The following is a 23,351-nucleotide window of genomic DNA, read 5'->3' as shown; positions in this document are numbered from 1 at the left end:
CCTCCGCTGTGTGCGCACCCCTCTGGCTAACTCGGCCATGCTCACGGTCGGTTACCCGTACTGTCCACTCTCCGCACCCGTACGCTGACCAAGCGTACGGGCGAAGATGCTGGCCAACGCGTCGCTCAGCGCGCCAACTTGGGCATATGCATGCCCTGCCTGCTGCCGTCGCAGCTCCCACTTCCGTCACCGCGCGTGTGTTCGCACAGCGCTTCAGTGCCACCCGTCGGGGCGCCCGCCTCGCCCGTCGGCTGGCCACCGCACAGCTCGATGCCTGGGGCACCCCCTACGGCAGCGAACGGTCCGACACCGTCGCCCTGCTCGTCGCCGAACTCGCCGCCAACGCCGTCCTGCACGGCCGCGTCCCGGGGCGCGACTTCGAGCTGCGGCTCACCCTCGTAGGCGGCGCCGACGGGCGCGACCGGCTGCGGATCGAGGTCGCCGACACCCGTACCGAGGCCCGGCCGCCGGACCCGGACGGGCTGTGTCCGCCCGCCCCGGAGGCCGAATCGGGTCGCGGCCTCCTCCTCGTGGCGGCGCTCGCCGACCACTGGGAGGTCGCCGACCGTCCCGGCGTCGGCAAGATCGTCCGCGCGGAGGTGACGCTGTGATCTCCACCGGTGCGATAACCCGCCCGCAGGTCGCGCCGTTGAACAGGTTCCGTGCCGGGAAAACGGCGCGAAGTCCCTTGCGACGTAAGGAAGTTCCTTGGCGAAGACGATGGGCGACACCGGGCGGGTGTCGGTCTTTCCGCTGCTGCACATGTGGCCGGACGCGTTCGGCGTGGCGGCGTACGCGACGACCGGGCGCTTCGGCGACACGGCCGTCGTCGGCTACCTCCCGCTGCCGGAGGTGCCGGACACCTACCTGATGGACGTCGCCGCGCGCCACGCGGCGCAGCCCACGGAATGGGTGCTGTGCCTGGGCTGGAGCAGCCGGGTGGTCCCGAAGCCGGGCGGGCTCGACCTCCGCGAGGCGACCTGGTCCCTGGACGTGGACGGCATCAGCGAACCGGCGAAACCGGTCTACGGTCACAGCAAGCTGGTGGTGGGACGGCTGTCCCTCGTGGACCCGCAGGACCCCGGCGAAACCGTGGAGTACACCCGCCGCCTCGCCCGCCAGGTCCTGGCCAGCCGGGTGACGCCGTAGCGACCGGCCCGTACGCGACCGGGCACGGCGAACCGCACCGCCGTCGGCCGCCACGTCTGCATGATGTACGGGACGACGGACGACGGACGGCGCGGGGGACACGGGGGACGTGGTGACGCGGATCTGGGGACGGCTGGCGTGCGGTTGGGCGATGGCCTTCGCCGCCCTGCACTTCTACTGGGCGCTGGGCGGCAGCCGGGGGCTGGCCGTCTCCGCGGGACCGCTCGCCGCGGAACGGCCCGGCTGGTTCGTGGCGGTGGGCCTGTGGGGAGTCGGCGCGGTGTGCCTGATCGGCGCCGCGCTGGGCCGGCGGCTCACCGGTCCCCGGCCGCGGGGAACGGCCGGGCGGCTGCTCACGGCCCTGGGCTGGTGCGCCTGCGCCGTGCTGCTCGTGCGCGGCGCGGTCCTCCAGGCGCTGCTGCTCACGGGCGCCGCGGGCCCGGCGATCCAGGTGAGCGCGGAGCAGCGCCGGTGGACGCTGATGCTCTGGAACCCGTGGTTCCTGCTCGGCGGTCTCCTCTTCGGACTGGCCACGTGGGCCTTCGGCCGCGCATCGTCCCGGGACGACACCGCCTGACCTCCCGCCGTCCCGCGCCCGACATGCACCCGCCCGCCGCCCCGGCGATCCTGGGAGGAGCGCATTTCCCGAGGGGCCGGGCGCGCGACGCGGCCGGCCGCCGCAGCCGAGGAGGCGGGCGCATGGGACACCACCACCACAAGCAGAACAAGGCGGTCGAGGGCGACCCGGACGCGGGCCACGGGCGCGGCATGCCCCGGCGGCCCGACGGGCGCGAGGCCGAACGCCGCACCGAGGAGGACCGCCGCGAGGCGGGCCTGCCCGACGGCGCCGGGAAGGACGAGGCGACCCGGTACGCCGAGGAGCGGGCCGAGGTGGAACGCGAGGCCGACAGCGGCACCATGCCCCGCAGCGTCGCCTCACGGAAGCAGCGGAACCCGTTCCCGCCCTCCGACTACGAGAAGTGAGCGCGGGGCCGCCGGTCGTACGGGTGGGCCGGAGAGCCGGACGCGCGGGCCCGGCCGTCCCGCAGATCAGCCGTCCGCGCAGGTCAGAGGTGTGGAGCAGGCATGAGTGAGGAACCCGAACCGATCAGCGCCGCCGAGCGCCGCGCGCTGGAGCGGGACCGCGACGCGCTGCGCGCCGCCCGCGCCGCCGATGCCCCGGCGCCGCAGGACTCCGGCCAGGCGGGCGACCGCGGCGACGCAGCCGACCAGTCCGAACGCGTCGATGAGGCCACCCACATCGGGGTCCGCCTCGCCGAGATCACCCTGCGCCTGCACGAGGGCGAACGCGCGGGCGTGCCGCCGGTCGACGCCGTCGGCGTGGGCTCCACCGTCACCGTGCGCTTCCCGGACGGCGACCGCGCCACGCTCCACCTCGCGCGACTGGCCTCGGACCGCGACCCGACACTCGTCACCGCCGACAGCCCCCTCGGCCACGCCCTCCTCGGCCACGAGGCGGGCGACCGCGTCGAGTACGCCACCCCCGAGGGCCGCGAGACCGTCCACCTGCTGTCGGTCGGCGAACCGGGACCGGAGAACGGGCGGTAGCGGCCCGTCGGCCCGTCGGCCGGGGAGTCACTGACGTCCGCGGCACGTGCGGCGGGATGCCGTCGCAAGGCCACCACGCCCGCCTACGCTCAGGACCATGATCCTGCTGAGCGATCCCCGGGTGAGCGGCATCCCTGTGCGGGACTGCGGTGAACCCCTCGCGGAGATCGCCGCGGACCCGGCGGTGGTGCTGAGCCACCAGGAACGCGACCCCGCGGGGGCATACGGCCGGGCCCGGACCGGCGTGCTCCGGCGGCTGCGCTCGGCGTCGCGGAGCCTTCCCGACGGCATCAGGTTCCTCGTCGTGGAAGGCCATCGCGGCAGCGCCGAGCAGGCACGGCGGTTCGCCCGCCACGAGGACCGCCTGCGCCGCTCCGGCATCACCGACCCCGTCGAGCTGCGGCGCCGGACCAGTGCCTTCGTCTCGCCGGTCGAGGTGGCGCCGCACTGCGCCGGCGCGGCACTCGACCTGACGCTCATCGACGCCGACGGCACCGAGCTGGACATGGGCGGCGCCGTCAACGCTCACCGCACCGGCGACGAACGGTCCTGCCCGCTGGACGCTCCGGGACTCCCGGACGCAGCACGCGATCACCGCCGCCTCTTGGCCCGCGCCCTGCGTGGCGCCGGCTTCGTCAACTACCCCACGGAGTGGTGGCACTGGTCGTACGGGGACCGATACTGGGCGCTGATCAGCGCGGCCGGCAGCGCGATGTATGGACCGGTCTGAGCGACCGGCCCGGCGGGCCGCGCCCCGCCGCCGAAGCGCTCGGGTCTGGCCGCTCGGGCCTGGCCGCTCGGGCCTGGCGGCTCGGGCCTGGCGGCTCGGGCCTGGCGGCTCGGGCCTGGCGGCTCGGGCCTGGCGGCTCGGGCCTGGCGGCTCAGGCCCGGCCGCTCAGGCCCGGCCGCTCGGGCTGCGCCGAAGCGCTCGGGCCGCGCCGACCCCTCACCCGCCCAGACACTCCCGCACCGCCGCCACCAGCCGGTTCGCCCGCGCATCGCCGTGGCCGATCATGCGGTTGGCGACATACGCGAACCCGACGCCGAACGCATCGTCCCCGAACGCGAACTGCCCGCCCGCACCATCGCTCCCGAAACTGCGCGCACCGAGCATCGCCCGGAACGGCGAGTCCAGCAGGAACCCCGCACCCCAGCGCGCCCCGGCATCGAACCCCAGCCAGCCCGCACCCGACGACACCTCCCGCACCACATCCGTCACGGACTCCGGCGCCAGCAGCCGCGCGTGCCCGTCCAGACCGGTGACGGCCGCCGCATACAGCCCGGCGAGACCCGTCGCGGACGCCACCGCACCCGCGCCCGGCAACTCCGCGCCGAGCAGCGCCGGGTCGTTCCAGCCGTACGGCGCGTCGGTGCCGGGGAAGACCAGCGCGCCGTTCATCGTCACGATGCGGGTGAGCAGATGCTCCGGCCCCGGCATCGCGGGCCGCCCCGCCGCCTCCGCCAGCCGCGCCCGGCCCGCCATCTCCGCCTCCGGCAGCCCGATCCAGGCCCGCAGGCCCAGCGGATCGCCCACCGCCCGACGGAAATACGCACCCGGCGTGAGCCCCGTCAGCCGCCGGATCACCTCACCGAGCACGAAACCGAAGACATGCCCGTGGTACTCGTACGACGCACCCGGCTCCCACAGCGGCCGCTGCTCCTCGACGGCGCGCACCACCGGCGTCCACGCCGCGATCTCCTCGAACGTGAGCTTCTGGTCGAGGACGGGTATCCCGGCGCGGTGCCCGAGGATCATCCGGCAGGTGATCTCCTCCTTGCCGTGGCGGGCGAACTCCGGCCAGTAGCGCGCGATCGGCACGTCAAGATCCAGGAACCCTTCCTGAACGAGCAGCTGCACACACACCCCGACCAGGCCCTTGGCGCACGAGAACACCGGCACCGGGGTCTCCCGCTCCCACGGCCGCCCCGTCCGCCCGTCGGCGACCCCGCCCCACAGCTCGACGACCTTCCGCCCGCCGACGAACACCGTGACCGCCGCGCCCAGTTCCGGAAAGTCCGCGAAGTTCCGCACGAACGCCTCGGCAACCCCGCCGAAGCCCTCATCCACCTCGCCCCGACACCGCTCCACCGGTCCCCGCTCCTCCGCCTACGCGCTTCCGGCACGCGGTGACCCCGCCCGCCGCCGACCGCGCCACGGTACGGCGCCCCCTGCCCCGGCACGAACGAATTTCCGGGGGAGGGGAGGGGAGGGGTGGGCGGTTGTCGGTGGCTGCTTCAACTCGTAGTTGCGCGAAGGGAGTTGACGGGTGGAGAGCGGCATGCCGGTGCGCTCCGCCGACATCCCGCTCCCCCCTGCTCCTCCCACTCCTCCCGCCCCCGCCCTCCCGGCCGTCAGACGCCGAACGCCGCCGGATAGCGGATCGTCCCGGACGGCACGGGAGCATCCGGGACCAGCGCGAGCGCCATCATCGCCTCGTCCGGCACGTCGAACGGCGCCCGGATGCCGAACCGGGAGGCGGGCACGAACCCGAAGCGCGGGTAGTACGTGGCGTGGCCGAGGACCAGAACGAGGTTCTCGCCCAGCGCCCGGGCGGCCTCCAGCGCCGCCCGGATCGCCGCCGACCCGGCACCCTTCCGCTGCGCCGCCGGCACCACCGCACAGGGCGCGAGCGTGAGCGCCGGCCGCCCGTCCACATGGCAGCGGGTCAGCAGCGCGTACCCCACCGGCGCCCCGTCCGGCGTGAGCGCGAGGAACGACAGTCCGTCGATCCACGCCCCGGGATCGGCCCGCAACGCCTCGACGATGCGCGCCTCCTCGGGCGTGGGGAAGGCGGCGAGGTTGATGTCCCGGACGGCGGGCACGTCGGCGGGGGTTTCGGGGCGGGTGGTCCACGTGGTCATGGCATTCCAGGGGGAGTGGGTGGTCCGGCTTTCCTGACGGTCCGGCTGGTCGGGCTGGTCGGGCTGGTCGGGTTGGTCGGGTTGATCTGACGGAGCCGGCGGACCTGGTGGAACTGATGGATCCGGCTGCTCCGGTTGCTCGGTTGTTCCGGGGCGGGCTCATTCCCAGGTCATGTCGATGCGTCCCGCGAAATTCCGGTAACCGGTGCGCCGGAACGCGTTCGACATGGGGACGTTGCCGAGGTCGGTGGCGGCGCGTATCCGGGGCACGCCCTCCTCGGCCAGGACGCGGGTGCCCTCGGCGAGCAGCGCGTCGGCGTAGCCGTGGCCGCGGTGCGCGGGCACCACCCCGAGGTAGGCGATGATCGCGTGGTAGTCGTTGCGCGCCGGGATCACGAACCCGACCGGCTCACCACCGGGCAGCACCGCGACCCGCCACCACTCCCGCGGGCTGCGGTAGCGCACCAACTCCTCCTCGTACTGCAAGACCGCCGCCTCCCGCGCGGACATCCGTCCCAAATCGGCCCGGCTGTGCGCATCCAACGTGCCGTCCAGCACCGCCGTCATCAGCGTCAGCAACTCCTCCCGGTCGCGGGGCGCCCGGAAGGCGAGCGCGGCGGGCGCGTGCGCGGAGCCGGGCGAGGCGGTTGTCCGTGCGGGTGCGGGTGCGGGTGCGGGTGCGGGTGTGGGTGCGTGTACGGGCGCGGGCGAGGCGTGCCCGTCCCGCGCGGTGCCGGGTTCCGGGGCCGGTGGCGCGGCGGCGTCCCATGAGGCGTCCGGCGCGTCGTCCCGCGGCGTCCACTCCCACCGCAGCCGCTCGACGAGCAGCCGGGCACCGGTCGTCTCCAGCGCCGCCATGCGGGTCTCCACGGCGCGCCGCTCCACCGGGTCCGCACGCCAGCCGGGCGGGACGAAGCGGAGGTACTCGGGCCGCGCGCCGTCCGGCAACACGGCGGGCAACGCGGCGCGCAGCAGCCGCACCCCCGCGTCGAACGGATCGGGGCCCGCGGCGGGCGCCCCGGAGCCGTCGGGCGCGGCGCCCGCGTCATCGAGATCGAAGATGTCCATCAGCATCGGGACGGCGTCACCCGGCCGCGACCACCAGGCCACCCGCGCCAGCACACGGTCACCGTGCAGCGCCACCCACATCCACGACGGCTGCCGCCGCCCCTCCGCGAGATCGCCGGCCAACTCGTCGTTGAGGTCGTACGGAAGGCTGCGGAAGAGGCCCAACTCCTCGGGCCCGCGCAGGGCGCGCAGGACGAGGCCGTCCGCGTCGCTCGTCCCGGTCGCTTCGCCCGGACCGGTCTGTCCGTCCGGGATACCCGGGTGTCCAGGGTGGCTCAGAGGATTCCTCGCGTGGTTGCTCGGTTCGGGATTCGGACGCGGACGCTCGTTCGCGCTCGGGTGGTTCCCACTCCGGTCGTTCGTGCTCGGGTGGTTCGCGCTCCGGTCGTTCGTGCTCGGGTGGTTCGCGCTCCGGTCGTTCGTGCTCGGGTGGTTCGCGCTCCGATGGTTCGCGCTCCGGTGGTTCTCATGTGTGGTCAAGGCGCACTCCTACGAGGCGCCCGTCCCTCCGGGATCAGCGGGATTCCGTGTCCCGGGAGGACGCGGGCGCGGTGACAGCGGTGGTCATGCCTGCCTCCTCCTTCCGATGTCGCGGTCGTCGGCCACGCCTGCGGGCGGACCGGGGACACACCTAACCGAGCCGGAACACCGACCGCAAACCCTTTTCCGGCGGCCGCCCCCGCACTGTCGGCCCGCGACCGGCGGAACGCCGAGGTCGCAGGCCGTACCCGCACCGCCTGGCCGGAACCACGAACGCCCCGGCGCCCCCGTAGGCCGTACGCGCCGTACCGCCGACCAGGCGCCAGGAATGCCAGGAACGCACCGCTGCCCGCAGGGCACATACCCGCCGACGACCGGGAAGCGGGAACTGGGAACCCGACGACATCCACGGACCGGACGCGCCACGGCCTCCTCGATCCCGGTGCCGCCGCTCGTCCGAAGGCGCGCGCCGCCGGTCCGCCCGTGCCGGGCGCGTGGACCCGGGCCACGGGGCGCCCGGACCTCCGGCCGGACGGACCGGGGCTCGCCGGCGAACGTAACACCCTTGCAATCACTTGCGTAAGACCTTGCGAAGGGGCGTACGGGAGGAGAGGAGGAGTCGCTTGAGGCAGGCCGGGGCGCCTCCGGCGCAGCGTCCGTCGCGCGGCACCGGCCGCCTTGACCTGTGGAATGGATCACGGCCCCTGCCCAGGCAACACCAGGGCCTTTACCCTCCTTTGCACGGGCCGGACGGTCCGGCCGGGTCGCCTGTCCGGCCGGCTTCCCGCCCGACCGATGTCCGTCCCGCGTGAGGAGAACCGCCTGTGACCATCGCCCCCACCGGACACGAGAGCCACCGTCGGAGCAGCCGCGAGAGCTACTACGAGCGCACGGACGAGCGTCACTACAAGCCGACCCCTCATGCGCAGGGCGCCTGGAGCCTCGACGAGCAGCACTTCGGGCCGGTCTCCGGGCTCATCGCGCACGTCCTCGACCGCCATGTCGCCGAACGTCCCGGCTCCGGGCTGGCGCTGGCCCGGATCAGCTACGACATCCTCGGGCGCATCGCCTTCGAGGAGTGCGAGGTCACCGTGGAGACCGTCCGGCCGGGCCGGACCATCGAACTCCTCGAAGCCGTCCTGCGGATCGGTGGCCGCCCGGTCGTCCGCGCCCGCGCCTGGCTGCTCGCCTCGCTCGACACCGCCGCCGTCGCCGACACCCCCTTCACGCCGCTCCCGCACCCCGACACCCTCGCCCCGTGGACCATGGGCGACACCTGGGGCGGCGGCTACATCGCCTCCCTCGACGCCCGCCGGATCCCGTCGCAGCGCAAGGGGCGCAACCAGGCGTGGATCTCGTCCACCGTCGATCTGGTCGCCGACGAGCCCCGCAGCGAACTCGCCTCCTACCTCACCCTCGTGGACACCGCCAACGGCATCGCCGTCCAGCAGGACCCCGCCGCGTGGATGTTCCCCAACGTCGACCTCACCATCCATCTGCACCGCGCGCCCCGCGGCCCCTGGACCGGCCTGGACACCAGCGTCACCTTCGGCCCCTCCGGCCAGGGCGTCACCAGCAGCGTCCTGCACGACCTCGACGGCCCCGTGGGCCACGCGGAGCAGATCCTCACCGTCCGCCCGATGCCCGGCGGCTGACACCCGGGGCGCGTCGGGCCGGTCGCGGGTCCCCGCCCCGGGCCGGCCCGCAGGTCCGGGAACTCTCCTGCCCTGCCCGTGAGTTCAGGAGACATGCTGAGTGCGGGGTGGGGGCTTGCCGGGGGTGTCGGCGCACTGGTGGTCGTGGCGCTTCTCGCGGATCAGGCGCTGCTGTGGATGGAGCGTCAGGGCTTGGGTGTACTGGCGCAAACGCAAGGGCTTGTCCTCGATCGGCTTCGAGCTCGCGCAAGAGGTCACCCCCGGGGCGCGGGTGGTCAAGCAGAGCCTGGAGCAGGAGCGGGTGCGTAAGAACGTCAGGCCGGCGGAGGAGCCTCCTTTCCGGGTCGATCTGAACGCCGGAGTGGTACGCGTACGCCGCAGCGGCCCCGCCGAGGGGGAGCCCCGCAAGGGCGCCGCTGAAGCGGAACCTCACAAAGGCACTGCCGAGAGGGAGCCCCGCAAGCCGCTGTGACGCGGTGACGGTGCCATGAGCAGGGGCCGCACGCAGGCGGAGCGAGACCGCCTAGCCCTCCTCCCCATCCGGCACCCACCGCAGCACATCCCCCGGCTGGCATTCCAGCACCCGGCAGATCGCGTCGAGCGTCGTGAAGCGCACCGCTTTGGCGCGGCCGTTCTTGAGGACCGCGATGTTGGCGGGGGTGATGCCGACGGCGGCGGCGAACTCGCCCACCGAGAGGCCCCGGCGGGCGAGTTGCACATCGAGGTCGACGATGATCGCCATCAGATGACCTCGGCCATCTCGCTCTGCAGCTCCGTCGCCTTGTGCAGCAGGCCCCGCATGACGACGACCAGCATCGCGAAGGCCGCGCCCACCCCGACGGCCGCGAGGGCCGCGCCCAGGGCGCCGATGACCTCCATGCCGTCGTCGGGCGAGGGTATGGAGGCCAGCGCGAGATGCCCGGTCACCCCGGCGGCCAGCAGGGTGGCCACGAGGGAGGCGCCGATGATGACGTCGACCCAGCGGAAGGCCCGCGGGGTGAAGAGCGCGCCGCGCCGCACCATGGCGAGCAGCCGCCACACGGCGGCCAGCCCCACCTGGACGCAGGCCACCCCGGCGATGGCGATCGCCGCGTACGGCACGGCGAACGGGGCGTAGGGCGGGAAGCGGTCGACCTCTTCGGCCGCGGTCCCGGGGATGATCACGCATTGCGCGAACAGGCCGAACAGGATCGCCGCGGCGATGGCGGCCCGGAGCGCGATGATGAGGACTCGGTGCATGTATCGAATATCGATGGGTTTCCATCGAAAGTCAATCGATATGCGGGAGATAGCGAGAGGCGGAGCGTCCGCGGCTGGGGCTCAACTCGCCTTCGGCTCGCGGAAGATCCGGTTCAGCTGGTGCCGGAGTACCGCCGTGGCCGACTCCGGGGTGCGCTGACCGGTCAGAACGCTCGTGCCCAGCCCGGCGGCGAGGGCGAGCAGGGTGACCGCCTCGGTCCGCGCGTCGGCGTCCGGGGCGAGCAGTCCGGCCTCCCGGGCCTGTTCGAGCAGGCCGGTCACGGCGTCCTCGGCGGCGTCGGGGCGCTGGAGGTAGGGCTGGGCGGCGAGCGCCTCGTCGGTCACGGCGAGCAGCGCGTACGAGGTGAGGACGAGGTGGAAGGCGCGGCTCTCCTCGTCGGTGGGGAGCGAGGTCATCAGCAGTGCCTCGACGACCGTGCGCGGCCCGGGGTTCTCGCCGGCCGCCCGGACCCGCGCGGTGACCCGCTCCCCGAAGCCCTCGGTCAGCTGCTGGAGGCCGTGGAGCAGCAGGTTCTCCTTGGTGTGGAAGTAGTACTGCACCAGGCGGAGTGAGACTCCGGCCTCGGCGGCCACGTCGCGCATGCCGACGGCGTGCAGTCCCTTGCGGGCCGCGACCTGGACGAGGGCCCGGCCGATCTCGGCGCGCCGTTCGTCGTGGTCCACGCGCTTGGGCATCGGTGCTCCCCGGGGTCGGTCCGTCCGGCCGCTGCGGCCTCGGATTTTCATGGTACCGCCGTATCAACAACGTGGTACGGTCGTATCACGAAAACGAGGACCCCAGGAGGTGCCCCCGTGTCCGATACCGCCACCCGCGCCCGGGCCGACATCGGCCGCTACGTCAACGACGCCCTGCGCGACCGGTACTTCGCCGCCTGCGACGCGGTCCACGCGCTGGGCGCGCCCGCCCGCGCGGAGTACGACGTGGAGACCTCGTTCGGGACCACGCACGTCTACCGCTACGGGCCCGAGGAGGGCACCGCGGCCGCCGGCCGTGCCGCCGGGCGCACCCCCGTCGTCCTGGTGCACGGCGCGGGGGGCTGCGCCGCCATGTGGTACCCGAACACCCCGGCGCTCGCCGCGGAGCGCACCGTCTACGCGCTCGAAACCCCGGGCGACGCCAACCGCAGCGTCCACCGCGCCCCGCTCCACCAGCCCGAACGCGCCGCACAGTGGCTGGACGAGTCGCTCGCCGCGCTCGGCCTCGACCGCGTCCACCTCATCGGCACCTCGTACGGCGGCTGGCTCACCCTCAACATGGCGCACCGGCGGCCCGGACGCCTCGCCTCCGCGACGCTGCTCGACCCGGGCGGGCTGGAGAAGGTGGGCCTGCGGTTCTTCGTCTGGATCTTCCTGAGCCTCTTCGCGACCGCCGCCCCCGCGGCCCTCCGCCCGCGGCTCGCGGCCTGGCTGGAGCAGCCCGTCCTCGTCGTCCCGGAGCTGCGCGCCATGGTGCGGGCCGGGGTCCGCGCCCACCGAATCCGCCGCCCGGCCCCCAAGCCCCTCACCGACGACGAACTGCGCACCATCCGCACCCCGCTCCACCTCGTCCTCGGCCGGCGCAGCCTGCTGCTGCACCCGAAGCGGCAGGCCGAGCGCGTCCCGCGGCTGGTCCCCGGCACCCGCGCCGTCATCCTGGAGCGCACCGGCCACGGCCCGCAGATCGACCACGCCGACGAGGTCAACGCCCGGATGATCGACTACCTGGACGGCGTCGACGATCCGGCACGGGAGGGGGAGGGCGTGCCGGGGAGGGCGTGACGGCGCACCGGGTCGGCGGGGGCGCACCGGCTGTCACCGGGCGCCCCGCCGGACCGCCGCCCGCGCCCCGCCGGACCGCCGGCCGGCCGCCCCGGCTCAGGCCTGCCGCGGCGCCAGCGCCAGCAGCCGCGCCGCCAGCTCCGCGAACATCCCGTCCGGCGGCTCCTTCTCCAGGAAGGCGCGCACGACGTCCGCCATCCCGTCGTCGTACGCCGCGCTCACCGACGCCAACGCCGCGAAGTCATGGACGAGTTGCCGCTCCAGCTCGCCGCGCGGCACCCGGCGGCCGTCCAGCCACAGCAGCGCCGTGGTCTCCGCCAGCGACACCCACGAGCGCACCACCAGCGTCAGCCGCGGCGACGGCGCGGTGACCTCCAGATGCGCCAGGATCTGCTCGTACGCGGCCTGGCGCACGCTCTCGATCAGCGCACCGGTGCGGCCCGGACCGATCGCCGGACCGCCCCGCATCAACGCCGAGAACCCCGGCCCGTGCTCGTCGACGAAGTCGAAGAACCGCTCCATCACGCGCAGCAGCCGCGCCCCGAGCGGACCCTCGTGCGGCTCCTCGAAGCGCGCCGTCAGCTCATCGGCGGCGCGCCGCAACGCGGCCTCGTACAGCTGCTGTTTGCCCGGGAAGTAGTGGTAGACCAGCGGCCGCGATATCCCGGCCGCCTCGGCGATCTCGTCGATCGACACGTCCTCGGGCGAACGGTGGCTGAAATGGTCGAGCGCGACGGAGATCAGCTGCTCCCGCCGCTCCTCGACGCCCATCCTGCGGCGCGCCCGGGTCGTCATGGCGCACACCCTAACGACCCGGGGCGCACGCCCGGCTCACAGGTCCAGCGTCAGCGACGCCCCCCGCGCCCGGGACACGCAGAGCAGCATCGAATCGTCGCGTTCGGCGTCGGTCAGCAGCTCGTCGCGGTGGTCCACCTCGCCCGCCAGCACCCGCTGCTGACACGTTCCGCAGAAGCCCTGTTCGCAGGAGTACGGCAGATCCGGCAGCGCCTGCTCGCGCACGGCGCGCAGCACGCTGGTGCCGGGCTCCACCGTCACCGTGCGGCCGGTGCGGCGCAGCTCCACCTCGAACGGGGCGTCCCCGGCGGCCCCTTCGGGCGCGGCGGGCGCGAAGCGTTCGGTGTGCAGCGTCAGCCCCTCCGGCCCGTCGGGCAGCAGCGCCGCCACCGCGTCCATCAGCGGGTCCGGGCCGCAGCAGTACACCGCGGCGTACGGCGGCGTCCCGGCCAGCGCGGCCGCCAGATCGGGCCGCCCGTCGGTGTCCTCGGCCACCACCGTCAGCCGCTCGCCGTCAGCCAGCTCCGTCAGCTCCGCGAGGAACGGCATCGACGCCCGCGAGCGCCCCGCGTACACCATCCGCCACGGCACGCCCTCGGCCACCGCCTGCCGCACCATCGGCAGCAGCGGGGTGATGCCGATGCCGCCCGCCACGAAGAGGTACACCTGCGCGTCGGCCAGCGGGAAGCGGTTGCGCGGCCCGCGCACCTCCACCTCCGTGCCCTCGTGCAGCGCCTCGTGCACCTCCCGCGAACCGCCCCGCCCGTCCGCGATCAGCCGCGTCGCGACGGTGTACGAACCGGCGCCCGGCCCACCCGCGTCCGCCGGGTCCCCGCACAGCGAGTACTGCCGCACGGTGCCCGACGGCAGGACGAGATCGAGGTGCGCGCCCGGCTCCCAGGCCGGCAGCCGCTCGCCGGTCAGCCGCAGCGCCACCACGCCCTCGGCCGCCTCGGTGCGCTCCGCGACGCGCAGCCGCAGCGCCCCGGCGCCCCGGCCGCCGCCCCGGCCGGAGACCGGCTCCTGAAGCGCGGGCAGCGGCCACAGCGGCGACCGCCGGATCCGGCGGCGCAGCGCACCGCGCACCAGCAGCGCCGCCGTGGCGGCACCGCCCACCGCCAGCGCGGTCCTCACGGCACGGGGACGGGGAACGACGGACATCTCAGGCGCCTCCAGGGGATCCGGCCTCGGCGGCGACCGCGGCGGGGGACCGGGCCAGATACGCCGCGGCCTGTGCGGTGCTGCCGTAGTGGGAAGGGTGGTACGACGGGCTCAGGTACTGCGGGATGGACCGCAGCATCGCGGCGGGCTCCGGCAGCACGCCCTCCCGGCCGCCGCGCCAGAAGTCCTTCGCGGACGCCTTGCCGTCGCGCAGCGTCGGATCGTTCTCCATGAAGAAGCGCATCCCGCGCTGCCACATGAAGACCAGCGCGCCGAAGGCCAGCGCCCAGGTGCGGGCCCGGCGCCGGTAGCCGCCGTCGACGTGCAGGAAGAGTTCGTAGGCGACCGACCGGTGCTCGACCTCCTCCGCGCCGTGCCAGCGCAGCAGGTCCAGCATCACCGGGTCGGCGCCCTTCGCGTCCAGCGCCTCGGCGTTGAGGACCCAGTCGCCGAGGAACGCGGTGTAGTGCTCGATCGCCGCGATCAGCGCGATCCGCTCCCGCAGCCACCACTGACGCGCCCGCCCCGGCGGCAGCGTCCGGTCGCCGAGCAGCTTCTCGAAGAACCAGTCGACCTGCGCGGTGTACGGCTCCGGGTCCAGGCCCTGCGCCCGCAGATGCGGCAGCACCCCGTCGTGCGCCTGCGAGTGCATCGCCTCCTGCCCGATGAAGCCGAGGACGTCCTCGCGCAGCCGGGCGTCGCGGATCAGCGGCAGCGCCTGCTTGTAGACGTGGACGAACCACCGCTCGCCGGCGGGCAGCAGCAGATGCAGCACATTGATGGTGTGCGTGGTCGACGGGTCCCCGGGCACCCAGTGCAGCGGGGTGCCGGCCCAGTCGAACGCGACGTTGCGGGCCTTCAGCGGCACATGCTCCTGTGCGGCCGGTTCCGGCCGCGGCGACGCCTTGTTAGACATGGCGTCAATGTACTGGGGGGTAAAGCGCGGCGATAGTCCTCGGACAGGGAAAATCCCGGGAGCCGGCCCCCTCCGCCGCCTCCCGGGATCCGCCCGCCCGCCGCCGGGCCTCAGCCCAGCCCGTCGATCCGGCCACCGCCGCGCAGCCGGCCCGTCAGCTGCGCATGGCTGCCCGCCGGGACTGGCAGCGACAGCAACCGCCCCGCCGCACCGCCCCGTACGCCGCCGGTCGCCGCGATCGACGTCACCTCCCGGCTGCCCGCCGCCAGCAGCCACCACATGCCGTCCCCGGACTTCCACAACACCCCGGCCAGCACCCGCGGCGCCCGCGGACCGCACGCCGTACCGCCCTCGGCCGCCGCCGTCACCGCGGCCGTCGCATACGGCTGCCCGGCCGGTGCCGGAGGCTGGAACACCGACAGCGTGCGGCTGCCCGGACCCCGCCAGGTCTCCGCCCGGGCACAGAGCCACGACGCGGTCCCCGACCCGCCCGGCAGCGTCTGCCGCGCGAACGGCCAGGCGTTCACCGACGCCACGCCCCGCCCCCGCAGCAGCGGGAGCTGACACGCCGTCCGCGCCCACGCCGCCCGCCCCTCCGGACCGTCCACCGCACCCGGCGCCTGCGGCGTCCCGTACGTCAGCCGCACCGGGGTCGTCTCGCCCAGATCGGTCAGCAGCGCGCCGTCCGTCCGCAGCGCCGGCCAGGAATCGCAGCCGCCCGACGGGCCCGGCGACGGCGCCGGGGCGGTCAGCCCCTGCGCGTCCACGGCCAGCCGCTCCCCGGGCGCACCCGGCTTCAGCAGGTCCACCAGCTGGACGGAGGACGCCCAAGGGGCGGTCAGATAGCGGACGTTACGGGCCGTGCGGCCCACCGCCAGCACGGCCGCCGACGCGCCCTGCGCCCCGTCCGTCCGCGCGAAGTCCAGCGCCGCGCCCGCCCCCGTCGAACCGTCCGCCGCCTCCGCGTACCGCACCAGCCGCTGCCCGTCGTGCAGCAGCACCACCGCCGCGTGATCCACCGTCCCCGCGAACAGCAGCTGCGCGGGACCCGCCGCCGGACCCGACGCCGTGCCCGGCGTCGCCACCACCTTCACCTGCGGCCCCGGCCGCGCCCACACCGCCAGCGCCCGCCGCAGCAACGCCTTGTCACCGACCCGGTCGCCCCGCGCCGGCCAGGCCGCGAAGTCCTCCCGCGCAGCCGACTTCCACGCCGTCGGCGACGACGCCAGCAGCCGCCCCGGATCCATCGCCGCCCGCGCCGCCGCGTTCTCCGCGTACGGCGGCGCCGCCGCGCCCTGCGGCCCCCAGCCCTCGCCCGGCAACCCCAGCAGCGCCCCGCACACCACCACCGCGACCGCCGCCGCCAGCAGCGCCCGGCCGTGCTGCCGCCGCCGGATCAGATCGGTCGGCCGGGCCTGCAGCGCACACGCGTCGAACTCCGGCGACTCCAGCAGCGACCGGCCCCGCACCGCGCCCGGCGCCGTCACCTCCTCCGCCTCCACCGCCGCGACCTCCGGATCGCGCACCCCGGCGGCCTCCAGCGTCCGCAGCACCTCCGCCGGCGCCAGCCGCTCCAAGGCCCGCAGCACATACGCGGCCCGCCCCGCCGCCGACAGCTCCGCCAGCTCCCGCTCCAGCGCCGACTCCGCCGCCCCGCACGGCCGCGGCGCCAGCCGCACCCCCCACACCTGAGGCAACGGCCCCGGCCGCCGCCACCGGCCGCCCGCCACCGCCAACGCCTCCCGCAACACCTGGACCCGCAGCACCGCGTACCCGGGGCCGTCCGCCTCCAGAGGGCCGCGCGGACCGGGCAGCGGCAGGGACGCGGGGGCGGTGCGGCGGCGCGGCAGGGCACGCTGCGTGACGGCGTGCGCGGCGCGTACCCGGCGGCCGCGCCCGCCGCCGGGCGGCAGCACCAGATAGGCCAGCCGCACCAGCCGCGGATAGTGCGTGACCAGCGCTTCCTCGGCCTCTTCGACGTCCAGCGCGTCGAGGCCGTCCGGGGCCCCTCCGGCGGCGTGCGCGGCGGCGCGGTCCTCGGGGGCGCTGATCTGACGGGAGGATGTCGACTGCTTTTTCACGCTGAGTGAAACGAGCGAAAACGAGGCCGGTCACCCGCCGGCACACGGGCCGGACCGGGTGACCGGACGGATGCCCGGGCCCGGCCGCGAACGGCCGCCCGGCGCAGGGGTGTTCAGATCTCCAGGTCGAACTCGCCGTCCCGGGCGCCCAGCACGAACGCGTCCCACTCCGCCTTGGTGTAGCGCAGCACGACGTCCGGATCGGTGGAGTTACGCATCGCGACCGCACCGCGCTCCAGGAACGCGATCTCGACCGCCTCCTCGGCGTCGCCCGGGGCGCGCTGCCAGACGGCGTCCGAGATGTCGAGGCCGTACAGCCAGGTCTTCTCGGCCTCCTTCACCGCCGCCCGCTCGGCCGCTTCCCGATCGGCTGCTTCCTGCTCCGCTGCGGCGCTCATGCCGTTGTCCCCTCACTCACGTGATCCTTCCGGCTCAGCGTACGCGGTGACCGGCCGGTCACCGTACGCTCCAACGGCGGAACTCGGCCGTCCCGCGGGTCCCCGGGGCGGAGCTTGCCGCGCACTGGTGCAACCCGGTGTCCTGCGCCGCGGCCGCCCCCGGCACCCGCACCGTGCCCACCTCCCGCCACGTCGCCCCGCCGTCCACCGAACACGCGCCGGTGTACGTGCCGCCGCCCGCCTCGTCTGCGCCCCGCGCCAGCCGCAGCGTCACCGGGGCGGTCACCCCCGTCAGCCGCGCGTAGGTGTCGAGGGTGCCGTCGCCGGTCGCGTCGTAGGAGAGCACCACGCCGTTGGCCGGGGTGACGGAGAGGTTCAGGAAACCGCGCGCCCCGGCGGAACCGGGCGCCGCGGACAGCCCGTTGCGGACGATCAGGCCCGCGCGTGCCCACGGCGCCGTCGCGTCCTGGCGCACCACCTCGACCTGCGCCGACCCGCCCGCCGCGAGCGCCCCCGGCCGGTACACCGCGCCGAACTCCGCGGTGGCCCGCCACAGATCGGCGCCCCCGCCGTCGATCGCGAACCGCTCCGCCAGCTGACCGAAAACCGCCGCATTGGTGGTGACCGTCGCCAACCCCGCCGCAAGCGGCCCCGCCACCCACAGCGTGCCCTCGCGCACCGCCCGCACCCGCGCCTCGCCACGCGGCCCGTACGTGGCGGTCAGCGTGTACGGCAGCGGGCTCAGCGGGTCCTTCGGCGGGCCCGCCGGCGCCGTGACCTGCCAGCGTGCCCGGCCGGTGGCGCCCGGCCCGACGGACGGCAGCGACAGCGGACCGTCCGGCGCGGCTTCCGGCCCGCTCAGCGCGAAGTCCACCCGGCCGGTGGCGCGCAGCCCGCTGACGTTGCGCAGCGCCGCCGTGACGCGCGCCCGCCCGCCCGGCGGCAGCGCCGCGGGTTGTGCCGCGACCGTCAGCGTCCCCTGGTACGGCGCCGCCGCCAGCACGTCACGCACCCGCCGCGCGGTCCGGTACGCATCGGCGACCGGCCGCTCCGGATGCCGGTCCCGCCGTCGCGTCCACTCCTCCTCTTGCGCGTACCAGTCGAACGCCGCCGGCTCCCGCCCGGCCGCCAGCGCATCCGCCAACTCGTCGAGATACGCCCGCCACTGCGGCAGGTACACCTCGCCGATCAGCCCGTGCCAGTCGCGGTTGGCGTAGCGCGCCAGCTTCCCGCCGTCCGCCGTCGGCCGGTCCGCCCAACTGGTGATCAGCGCCCGCGCCGACCGCTCCAGCCGCGCCGCGAGCGCCGCGTCCCCGGCGGCCGCCGCCCGCGCCTCGGCCAGCCACGGCCCCAGCAGGAACCGCCGGTGCGCGCCGGTGACCTCCTCGCTCAGCTGCATCAGCCGCAGCCACAGCGCCGACAGCGCCCCGAACGCCGCCCCGTCGCCCCGCCCGTACGCCTCCTGGAGCTGCGGAATCAGCTGCCAGGAACGGTTGGCGAGCGCCTGCCGGGCCAGATCGGTCAGATCGTGCCGGTAGGTGTCGGCGCCGCGCAGCGCGGGCCGGACGTCCAGCAGCGCGGCGAACGCGGTGTCCACCGCCGCCGGATCGCAGGCCGGGGTGTGCGTGGCGTGCGCCGTGCCCGACCGCGCGGCCAGATCCGGCCGGGCCGCGAACACCGCGTCGTGCGGCCGCCCGTCGGCGCTCGCGATCTCGTACGCACTGGTGCGCAGCGCGGCGAACGCGGCCCGCGCGGCGGTGTCCGGGCCCCCGTAGCGGGTGTCGGCCCAGCCGTCGAACCAGGCGGCGCGGTCCACCGGCCGCTCGCTCCACGCCAGCTCCGCGAAGAGCGCGAACGCCGCCGGATCGCGCTCCGCCGCCTCCGGCATGTACGCCGTCCCGGCCAGCGCGCTGCCCGGCTTGTCCCGCCACACCGTGAACCGCTCCGTCCACCGGTGCGTCTTCGCGCCGATCGTGGTGCGCCCGCCGAAGTTGGGGATCGTCCCGAACGCGTACGGCGTCCCGCGCCAGTCCCGCTCCCGGTCGGCGACGGTGTCCAGATCGCTCAGCCCGTCCACGATCAGCATCCGGTCCCGGTCGACGCCGTCCAGCAGCTCCGGCCGCGGATTCTCCTGCCAGCCGAGGATCACCCACGTCGCCCCGGGGTGCGCGGTGCGCAGCGCCCGCTCCACCGCGCGCGCCGCGTCCGCCACCGGGACGTCGCCCGCATCGCCGCCCTCGTGCAGCAGATCCATCTTGAACAGACCGGCCGGGCCCAGCAGTTCGCGCTGGTGGCGGTAGAACGCGGCGGCGACGTCGGCGAACGCCCCGGTGCGCGGGTCCAGCCAGTCCGGGCGCCGCAGCCCCGCCCAGACGCCCTGCGGCACGGTCGCGGCCCCCGGGTTCCGCGCCGCGAAGTCCACCGGCACGGTCCCGAAGTAGCCCGGCAGCACCGGCCGCATCCCCAGGGCGCGCAGCCGGTCGCAGATCCGCCGGCCCAGCCGCGCCCGCCGCGCCGGCAGCGCCGGATCGATCGGCCCGCCGTAGTCGCTCATGTTCTGCAGCAGCCACCACGGCTGATGGGTGGGCTGCGGGATCCACGCCCGCGCCTCGGCGTCGGAGTAGCCGAACCCGGTCAGCAGCCGGTGGTAGACCGCCTCCGAACCGGGCGTGACCAGCACCTCGTTCACCCCGTGCAGCGCCAGCAGATCGATCAGCCGCTCCCAGCGCGGCCAGTCGGCGTACGGGGCGGTGTAGCCGTCGTGGGTGTCGTTGAGCGCGAAGCGGTGCGGCAGCCCACAGGACCGTTCGGCGGACGCGCCCGGGGCGGGCAGCCGCTCCGGCAGCGCCAGCTGGTCGCCGCCCCAGGACAGCTGGGCCCCGCAGGTGTGGCGCAGATAGTGGTGGACGCCGGTCAGCAGCGTCGCCGGGGTGGTCGCGGCGACCTCGATCCGCCCGGCCCGCCCGCCGACCCGGAACCGGTCCCCGGCGCCGTCGCCCGGGGCCAGCGGGACGAGCCGGAACTGCGCCGCGTGGTGCGGCAGCAGACGGCGCAGCGCGTCCTGCGCCGGACCGGCGTCGAACGGGAGGCCGCCGTCCGCGCGGGCCGGAGCGGGGACGGCGGCGCCCCCGCCGAGCGTGGCCCGTACCCCGAGCGCGGCGGCGGAGCCCAGCAGGGTACGACGGGTCGGACGGGTCATGGCGGCCTCCACTGCTCGGCGGTCGTACGACGACACAACGGGGACGTACAAAAGCGCGACGCGGGCGGCACTCCCGCCCCGGCACGCTAACGGGCCCCGGACGCCCCTCCAAGGAGGCGGGAGCGCGGGGAGCACACCCATCGACGGGTTCCGGCCTCGCCTGCGGCCGCCCACCCCGCGCGCCGAGGCCGGGCCCCGACTAACGCCGCACCGCCCCCGCCCCGCCCCACGCGTCCGGCGCCCACCCCGCGCCCCTCCGGTGACTGTTCCGCCGCCCCTCACCCGTTCGCTCCCTCCGCTTCACGCGACCGGGAGGCACCCGCGGGGACAGTCGGAGCGGTGGCGCGCCCCGCGGACCCGGCCACCGGGCCCGTCCGCGCACCGGGACGCGCCCCGCCCCGTGCCGCCCGTCCCCCGCTCCCCGACACCGCTCCGTCCCCGCGCACCCGTACCCCGCCGGTCGCGCCTTCGAGACCGGCGTCCGTCACCGTTCCGCGGCCTCCGCAGCCGGAGGCCGCCGCAGCCTCCCCGGAGGGTTCCCCATGCGTACGGTCCCGACCGCCCCCGCCCGCCCCGGGCCCGGCACCGCCCCGCAGCCCGGCTACACCACCGCGCTCGCCGCCACGGACGCGGAGATCCGCGCCGCGCAGCGGCTGCGGCACCGGATATTCGGCCAGGAGCTGGGCGCCGCCCTGCACACCGAACTGCCCGGCCACGACACCGACGCCCTCGACGCCCACGCCGACCACCTCGTCACCGTCCACCACCCCACCGGCGAGGTGGTCGGCACCTACCGGCTGCTGCCGCCCGGCCGCACCCGGCGGCTCTACTCCGACGGCGAGTTCGACCTCACCGCCCTGGACGCGCTGCGGCCCTCGCTGATCGAGGCGGGCCGCAGCTGCGTCCACCCCGACCACCGCGGCGGCGCCGTCATCAACCAGATGTGGGCCGCCCTCGCCCGCTACACCCTCCTCTCCGGCCACCGCTACCTCGCCGGCTGCGCCTCCGTCCCGCTCGCCGACGGCGGCACCGCCGCGGCCCACGCCTGGGCGCTGGCCCGCACCCGCCACCCCGCCCCGCCCGGCCTGCACGCCGTACCGCACCGGCCCTGGCTCCCCGCCGGACCGCTGCCCGAGCGGCCCGCCGCGGCCCAGCTGCCGCCGCTGCTCCGCGGCTATCTGCGGCTCGGCGCCTGGATCGCGGGCCCGCCCGCCCACGACCCGGAGTTCGGCGTCGCCGACTTCTTCGTCGTCCTCGACATGGACCGCCTCGGCGACCGCTACCGCCGCTACTTCCTCGGCGAGGACGCCGCATGACCGGCGGCCCCTGGGACGTCACCCCCGGCTGCGGCCGCGACTGCGCGCGGCACGCCCGGCCGCCGGTCCCGGCGCATACCACCGCGCTGCGCGGCGCCGCGTTCGCCGCCGCCGTCCGCCGCGCCCTGGCCGACGGCGGCCGCCTCGCCGACCCGGTCCGGCTGCGCGCCCACGCCCGCGCGCTGCTGTCCGCCCTCGGCGTCCGCCTGGTGGCCGACGGTCCGCTGCGCGCCCCGTCCACCGGCCCCGGCACCCTCGTCGTCGCCAACCACATCTCCTGGCTCGACATCCCGGCGCTGCTCGCCGTCGACCCGGTGGCGGTGCTCGCCAAGCGCGAGGTCGGCGGCTGGCCGGTGGTCGGCGGCCTCGCCCGCCGCGCCGGTACGCACTTCATCGACCGGACCAGCCCGCGCCGGCTCCCGCACGTGGTGGCCGGGTTGGCACAACTCCTCGCCTCCGGCCGGTCCGTCGCGGTGTTCCCGCAGGCCACCACCTGGTGCACCGCCGGCGCGGGCGTCTTCCGGCGCGCCGTCTTCCAGGCGGCCCTCGACGCCGGCGCCCCCGTCCGCCCGGTGACGCTCACCTACACCCAGGAGGCGCTGCCCACCACCGTCGCCGCGTTCTGCGGCCCGGACACCTTCCTGGCCTCGCTCCGCCGCGTCCTCGCCGCCCGCGGCCTCGCCGTACGGGTCACCGCCCACCCGGCACTGCCCCCGGGACACTGCCGGGGCCGCCGGGAACTGGCGGCCCTCGCCCAGCACGCCGCACTCGGCATGTCGCCCAACATGCCTGCGTACCACGGCAGTTGACACGCCGGACAGGCGAACGGCCGGGCGCGCACCGCGTGGTGCCCGCCCGGCCGCAGCCCAACGATCAGGCGCTGGGCACGTACTTGTACCCGACGCGCCGCACCGTGACGATCGACGCCCGGTGGTCGGAGCCGAGCTTGCGCCGCAGCCGGGCGATGTGGACGTCGACGGTCCGGCCGTCACCGACGTGCCCGTAGCCCCACACCGTCGTCACCAGCTGATCGCGGGTGTGCACCCGGTGCGGATGCGCCACCAGGTGCGCCAGCAGCTCGAATTCGAGGTACGTCAGATCCAGCAGGCGGCCCAGCACCCGCGCCGTCCGCTGCTCCGGATCGATCCGTACGACCTCGTCGCCGGTCTCCGCGGCGGGGCCCGGCGCGGGCTGCGGGGCCGGCTGCGGGGCGGGCTCGCCGGGCGGCCCGGAGGCGGCCGGTCCGGAGGCGGACGGTGCGGCGTCCGCACGGCGGCCCGCGGCGGCCGCCTGCTCGGCCGGTACGAGGACCAGATAGCCGACCATCGGCGGGCGGCCCGGCAGCACCGGCAGGCTGCTCTGCGGCGCGGGCAGCCAGGTCGCGCCCGCGGTCAGCAGCTCGGCGACCGGCGGCACCTCATCGGGTGCCACGGCGCGCAACCGCTGCCGGGGGAGGTGCGGGGACGGAGCGGAGGGGTGGGGGGCCGTCGCGGAAGTGGCAGGCAGAGGGCGGATGTTCGTCATGGGATTCAGCTCTTTCGCGCAGAGAAGCGTCAGGGGACGTCGTGCGCGCGGGCAGGGCCGACGACACCGGTCAACGGCGTCGGACTGAGGAGTGCGGGCCCGCGCTCAGTGCGCGTGGCAACACAGACGATCGAAGGCGTGCGCCTGGCGGGACGGCCAG

General features: G+C 75.6%; 25 protein-coding genes. 11 read left to right on the top strand and 14 right to left on the bottom strand.

Annotation, left to right across the window (positions count from 1 at the left end; all coding sequences use genetic code 11):
* Positions 1-146 precede the first annotated feature (146 nt).
* From ABT345_RS01925 to ABT345_RS01900, 6 genes are all read left to right on the top strand, one after another.
* On the top strand, positions 147-611 hold the full coding sequence (locus tag ABT345_RS01925; protein WP_345083506.1) for an ATP-binding protein: 465 nt from the start codon (positions 147-149) through the stop codon (positions 609-611).
* A gap of 97 nt (positions 612-708) precedes the next feature.
* Positions 709-1,149 (top strand): hypothetical protein, encoded by a 441-nt coding sequence (locus ABT345_RS01920; protein WP_345083504.1) that lies wholly within the window; start codon positions 709-711, stop codon positions 1,147-1,149.
* A gap of 109 nt (positions 1,150-1,258) precedes the next feature.
* Positions 1,259-1,726, top strand: a complete 468-nt coding sequence (locus tag ABT345_RS01915; RefSeq protein WP_345083502.1) for a DUF3995 domain-containing protein — start codon at positions 1,259-1,261, stop codon at positions 1,724-1,726.
* Positions 1,727-1,848: 122 nt separating this feature from the next.
* Positions 1,849-2,133 (top strand): hypothetical protein, encoded by a 285-nt coding sequence (locus tag ABT345_RS01910; RefSeq protein WP_345083500.1) that lies wholly within the window; start codon positions 1,849-1,851, stop codon positions 2,131-2,133.
* Positions 2,134-2,235: 102 nt separating this feature from the next.
* The gene (locus ABT345_RS01905) at positions 2,236-2,718 is read left to right on the top strand and encodes a GreA/GreB family elongation factor (protein ID WP_345083498.1); all 483 of its coding nucleotides are present in this window, start codon (positions 2,236-2,238) and stop codon (positions 2,716-2,718) included.
* A 97-nt stretch (positions 2,719-2,815) separates the two neighbouring features.
* Positions 2,816-3,448, top strand: coding sequence for a M15 family metallopeptidase (locus tag ABT345_RS01900; RefSeq protein WP_345083496.1), 633 nt, complete (start codon positions 2,816-2,818; stop codon positions 3,446-3,448).
* A gap of 216 nt (positions 3,449-3,664) precedes the next feature.
* On the opposite strand, the gene ABT345_RS01895 is transcribed toward ABT345_RS01900, so the two are convergent.
* The 3 genes from ABT345_RS01895 to ABT345_RS01885 form a co-directional block, all read right to left on the bottom strand.
* Positions 3,665-4,807 carry a serine hydrolase domain-containing protein gene (locus ABT345_RS01895; RefSeq protein ID WP_345083494.1) on the bottom strand — a complete coding sequence of 381 codons (1,143 nt, stop codon included), beginning with the start codon at positions 4,805-4,807 and terminating at the stop codon, positions 3,665-3,667.
* Positions 4,808-5,070: 263 nt separating this feature from the next.
* The gene (locus ABT345_RS01890) at positions 5,071-5,580 is read right to left on the bottom strand and encodes a GNAT family N-acetyltransferase (RefSeq protein WP_345083492.1); all 510 of its coding nucleotides are present in this window, start codon (positions 5,578-5,580) and stop codon (positions 5,071-5,073) included.
* Positions 5,581-5,739: 159 nt separating this feature from the next.
* On the bottom strand, positions 5,740-6,813 hold the full coding sequence (locus ABT345_RS01885; RefSeq protein WP_345083490.1) for a GNAT family N-acetyltransferase: 1,074 nt from the start codon (positions 6,811-6,813) through the stop codon (positions 5,740-5,742).
* Between the two features lie 1,139 nt (positions 6,814-7,952).
* Here ABT345_RS01885 and ABT345_RS01880 point away from each other — a divergent pair.
* Positions 7,953-8,783 carry a thioesterase family protein gene (locus tag ABT345_RS01880; protein WP_345083488.1) on the top strand — a complete coding sequence of 277 codons (831 nt, stop codon included), beginning with the start codon at positions 7,953-7,955 and terminating at the stop codon, positions 8,781-8,783.
* A gap of 84 nt (positions 8,784-8,867) precedes the next feature.
* Here ABT345_RS01880 and ABT345_RS01875 read toward each other — a convergent pair whose 3' ends face one another.
* Positions 8,868-8,999 carry a hypothetical protein gene (locus tag ABT345_RS01875; RefSeq protein ID WP_345083486.1) on the bottom strand — a complete coding sequence of 44 codons (132 nt, stop codon included), beginning with the start codon at positions 8,997-8,999 and terminating at the stop codon, positions 8,868-8,870.
* Positions 9,000-9,003: 4 nt separating this feature from the next.
* Between ABT345_RS01875 and ABT345_RS01870 the strand changes: the two genes are divergently transcribed.
* Positions 9,004-9,255: a hypothetical protein gene (locus ABT345_RS01870; RefSeq protein ID WP_345083484.1), complete on the top strand. Its 252-nt coding sequence runs from the start codon at positions 9,004-9,006 to the stop codon at positions 9,253-9,255.
* A gap of 51 nt (positions 9,256-9,306) precedes the next feature.
* Here the strand turns inward: ABT345_RS01870 and ABT345_RS01865 are convergent, their stop codons facing one another.
* From ABT345_RS01865 to ABT345_RS01855, 3 genes are all read right to left on the bottom strand, one after another.
* Positions 9,307-9,525 (bottom strand): helix-turn-helix domain-containing protein, encoded by a 219-nt coding sequence (locus tag ABT345_RS01865; RefSeq protein ID WP_345083482.1) that lies wholly within the window; start codon positions 9,523-9,525, stop codon positions 9,307-9,309.
* Positions 9,525-10,022 (bottom strand): DUF2975 domain-containing protein, encoded by a 498-nt coding sequence (locus ABT345_RS01860; protein WP_345083480.1) that lies wholly within the window; start codon positions 10,020-10,022, stop codon positions 9,525-9,527. The genes ABT345_RS01865 and ABT345_RS01860 overlap by 1 nt, the downstream gene beginning before the upstream one ends.
* 81 nt (positions 10,023-10,103) lie before the next feature.
* Positions 10,104-10,718, bottom strand: a complete 615-nt coding sequence (locus ABT345_RS01855; RefSeq protein ID WP_345083478.1) for a TetR/AcrR family transcriptional regulator — start codon at positions 10,716-10,718, stop codon at positions 10,104-10,106.
* Between the two features lie 117 nt (positions 10,719-10,835).
* Between ABT345_RS01855 and ABT345_RS01850 the strand changes: the two genes are divergently transcribed.
* Entirely contained in the window at positions 10,836-11,801 is a 966-nt protein-coding gene (locus ABT345_RS01850; RefSeq protein ID WP_345083476.1) for an alpha/beta fold hydrolase, read from the top strand.
* Positions 11,802-11,897: 96 nt separating this feature from the next.
* On the opposite strand, the gene ABT345_RS01845 is transcribed toward ABT345_RS01850, so the two are convergent.
* The 6 genes from ABT345_RS01845 to ABT345_RS01820 all read right to left on the bottom strand — a co-directional run bounded on the left by ABT345_RS01845 (position 11,898) and on the right by ABT345_RS01820 (position 20,351).
* Positions 11,898-12,596 (bottom strand): TetR/AcrR family transcriptional regulator, encoded by a 699-nt coding sequence (locus ABT345_RS01845; RefSeq protein WP_345083474.1) that lies wholly within the window; start codon positions 12,594-12,596, stop codon positions 11,898-11,900.
* Positions 12,597-12,632: 36 nt separating this feature from the next.
* A complete protein-coding gene (locus ABT345_RS01840) occupies positions 12,633-13,757 on the bottom strand; it encodes a PDR/VanB family oxidoreductase (protein WP_345083472.1) in 1,125 nt (374 codons plus the stop codon).
* A gap of 1 nt (position 13,758) precedes the next feature.
* Positions 13,759-14,673 (bottom strand): metal-dependent hydrolase, encoded by a 915-nt coding sequence (locus ABT345_RS01835; protein ID WP_345083470.1) that lies wholly within the window; start codon positions 14,671-14,673, stop codon positions 13,759-13,761.
* A gap of 110 nt (positions 14,674-14,783) precedes the next feature.
* Positions 14,784-16,754 carry a hypothetical protein gene (locus ABT345_RS01830; RefSeq protein ID WP_386459937.1) on the bottom strand — a complete coding sequence of 657 codons (1,971 nt, stop codon included), beginning with the start codon at positions 16,752-16,754 and terminating at the stop codon, positions 14,784-14,786.
* Between the two features lie 113 nt (positions 16,755-16,867).
* Positions 16,868-17,152: a DUF397 domain-containing protein gene (locus tag ABT345_RS01825; RefSeq protein WP_345083468.1), complete on the bottom strand. Its 285-nt coding sequence runs from the start codon at positions 17,150-17,152 to the stop codon at positions 16,868-16,870.
* Positions 17,153-17,210: 58 nt separating this feature from the next.
* Positions 17,211-20,351: an alpha-N-acetylglucosaminidase gene (locus ABT345_RS01820; RefSeq protein ID WP_345083466.1), complete on the bottom strand. Its 3,141-nt coding sequence runs from the start codon at positions 20,349-20,351 to the stop codon at positions 17,211-17,213.
* A gap of 542 nt (positions 20,352-20,893) precedes the next feature.
* Here ABT345_RS01820 and ABT345_RS01815 point away from each other — a divergent pair.
* Together ABT345_RS01815 and ABT345_RS01810 are read left to right on the top strand one after the other, a co-directional pair.
* Entirely contained in the window at positions 20,894-21,667 is a 774-nt protein-coding gene (locus tag ABT345_RS01815) for a GNAT family N-acetyltransferase (protein ID WP_345083464.1), read from the top strand.
* Positions 21,664-22,476, top strand: coding sequence for a lysophospholipid acyltransferase family protein (locus ABT345_RS01810; RefSeq protein WP_345083462.1), 813 nt, complete (start codon positions 21,664-21,666; stop codon positions 22,474-22,476). Before ABT345_RS01815 ends, ABT345_RS01810 begins: the two co-directional genes overlap by 4 nt.
* Before the next feature lie 64 nt (positions 22,477-22,540).
* Here ABT345_RS01810 and ABT345_RS01805 read toward each other — a convergent pair whose 3' ends face one another.
* Positions 22,541-23,191 (bottom strand): winged helix-turn-helix domain-containing protein, encoded by a 651-nt coding sequence (locus tag ABT345_RS01805; RefSeq protein ID WP_345083460.1) that lies wholly within the window; start codon positions 23,189-23,191, stop codon positions 22,541-22,543.
* Positions 23,192-23,351 lie beyond the last annotated feature (160 nt).

The organism is Streptomyces sp. NPDC000404 (assembly GCF_040300365.1).
GTDB lineage: Bacteria > Actinomycetota > Actinomycetes > Streptomycetales > Streptomycetaceae > Streptomyces > Streptomyces ramulosus.
This window is presented reverse-complemented; position numbering and strand designations above follow the sequence as displayed.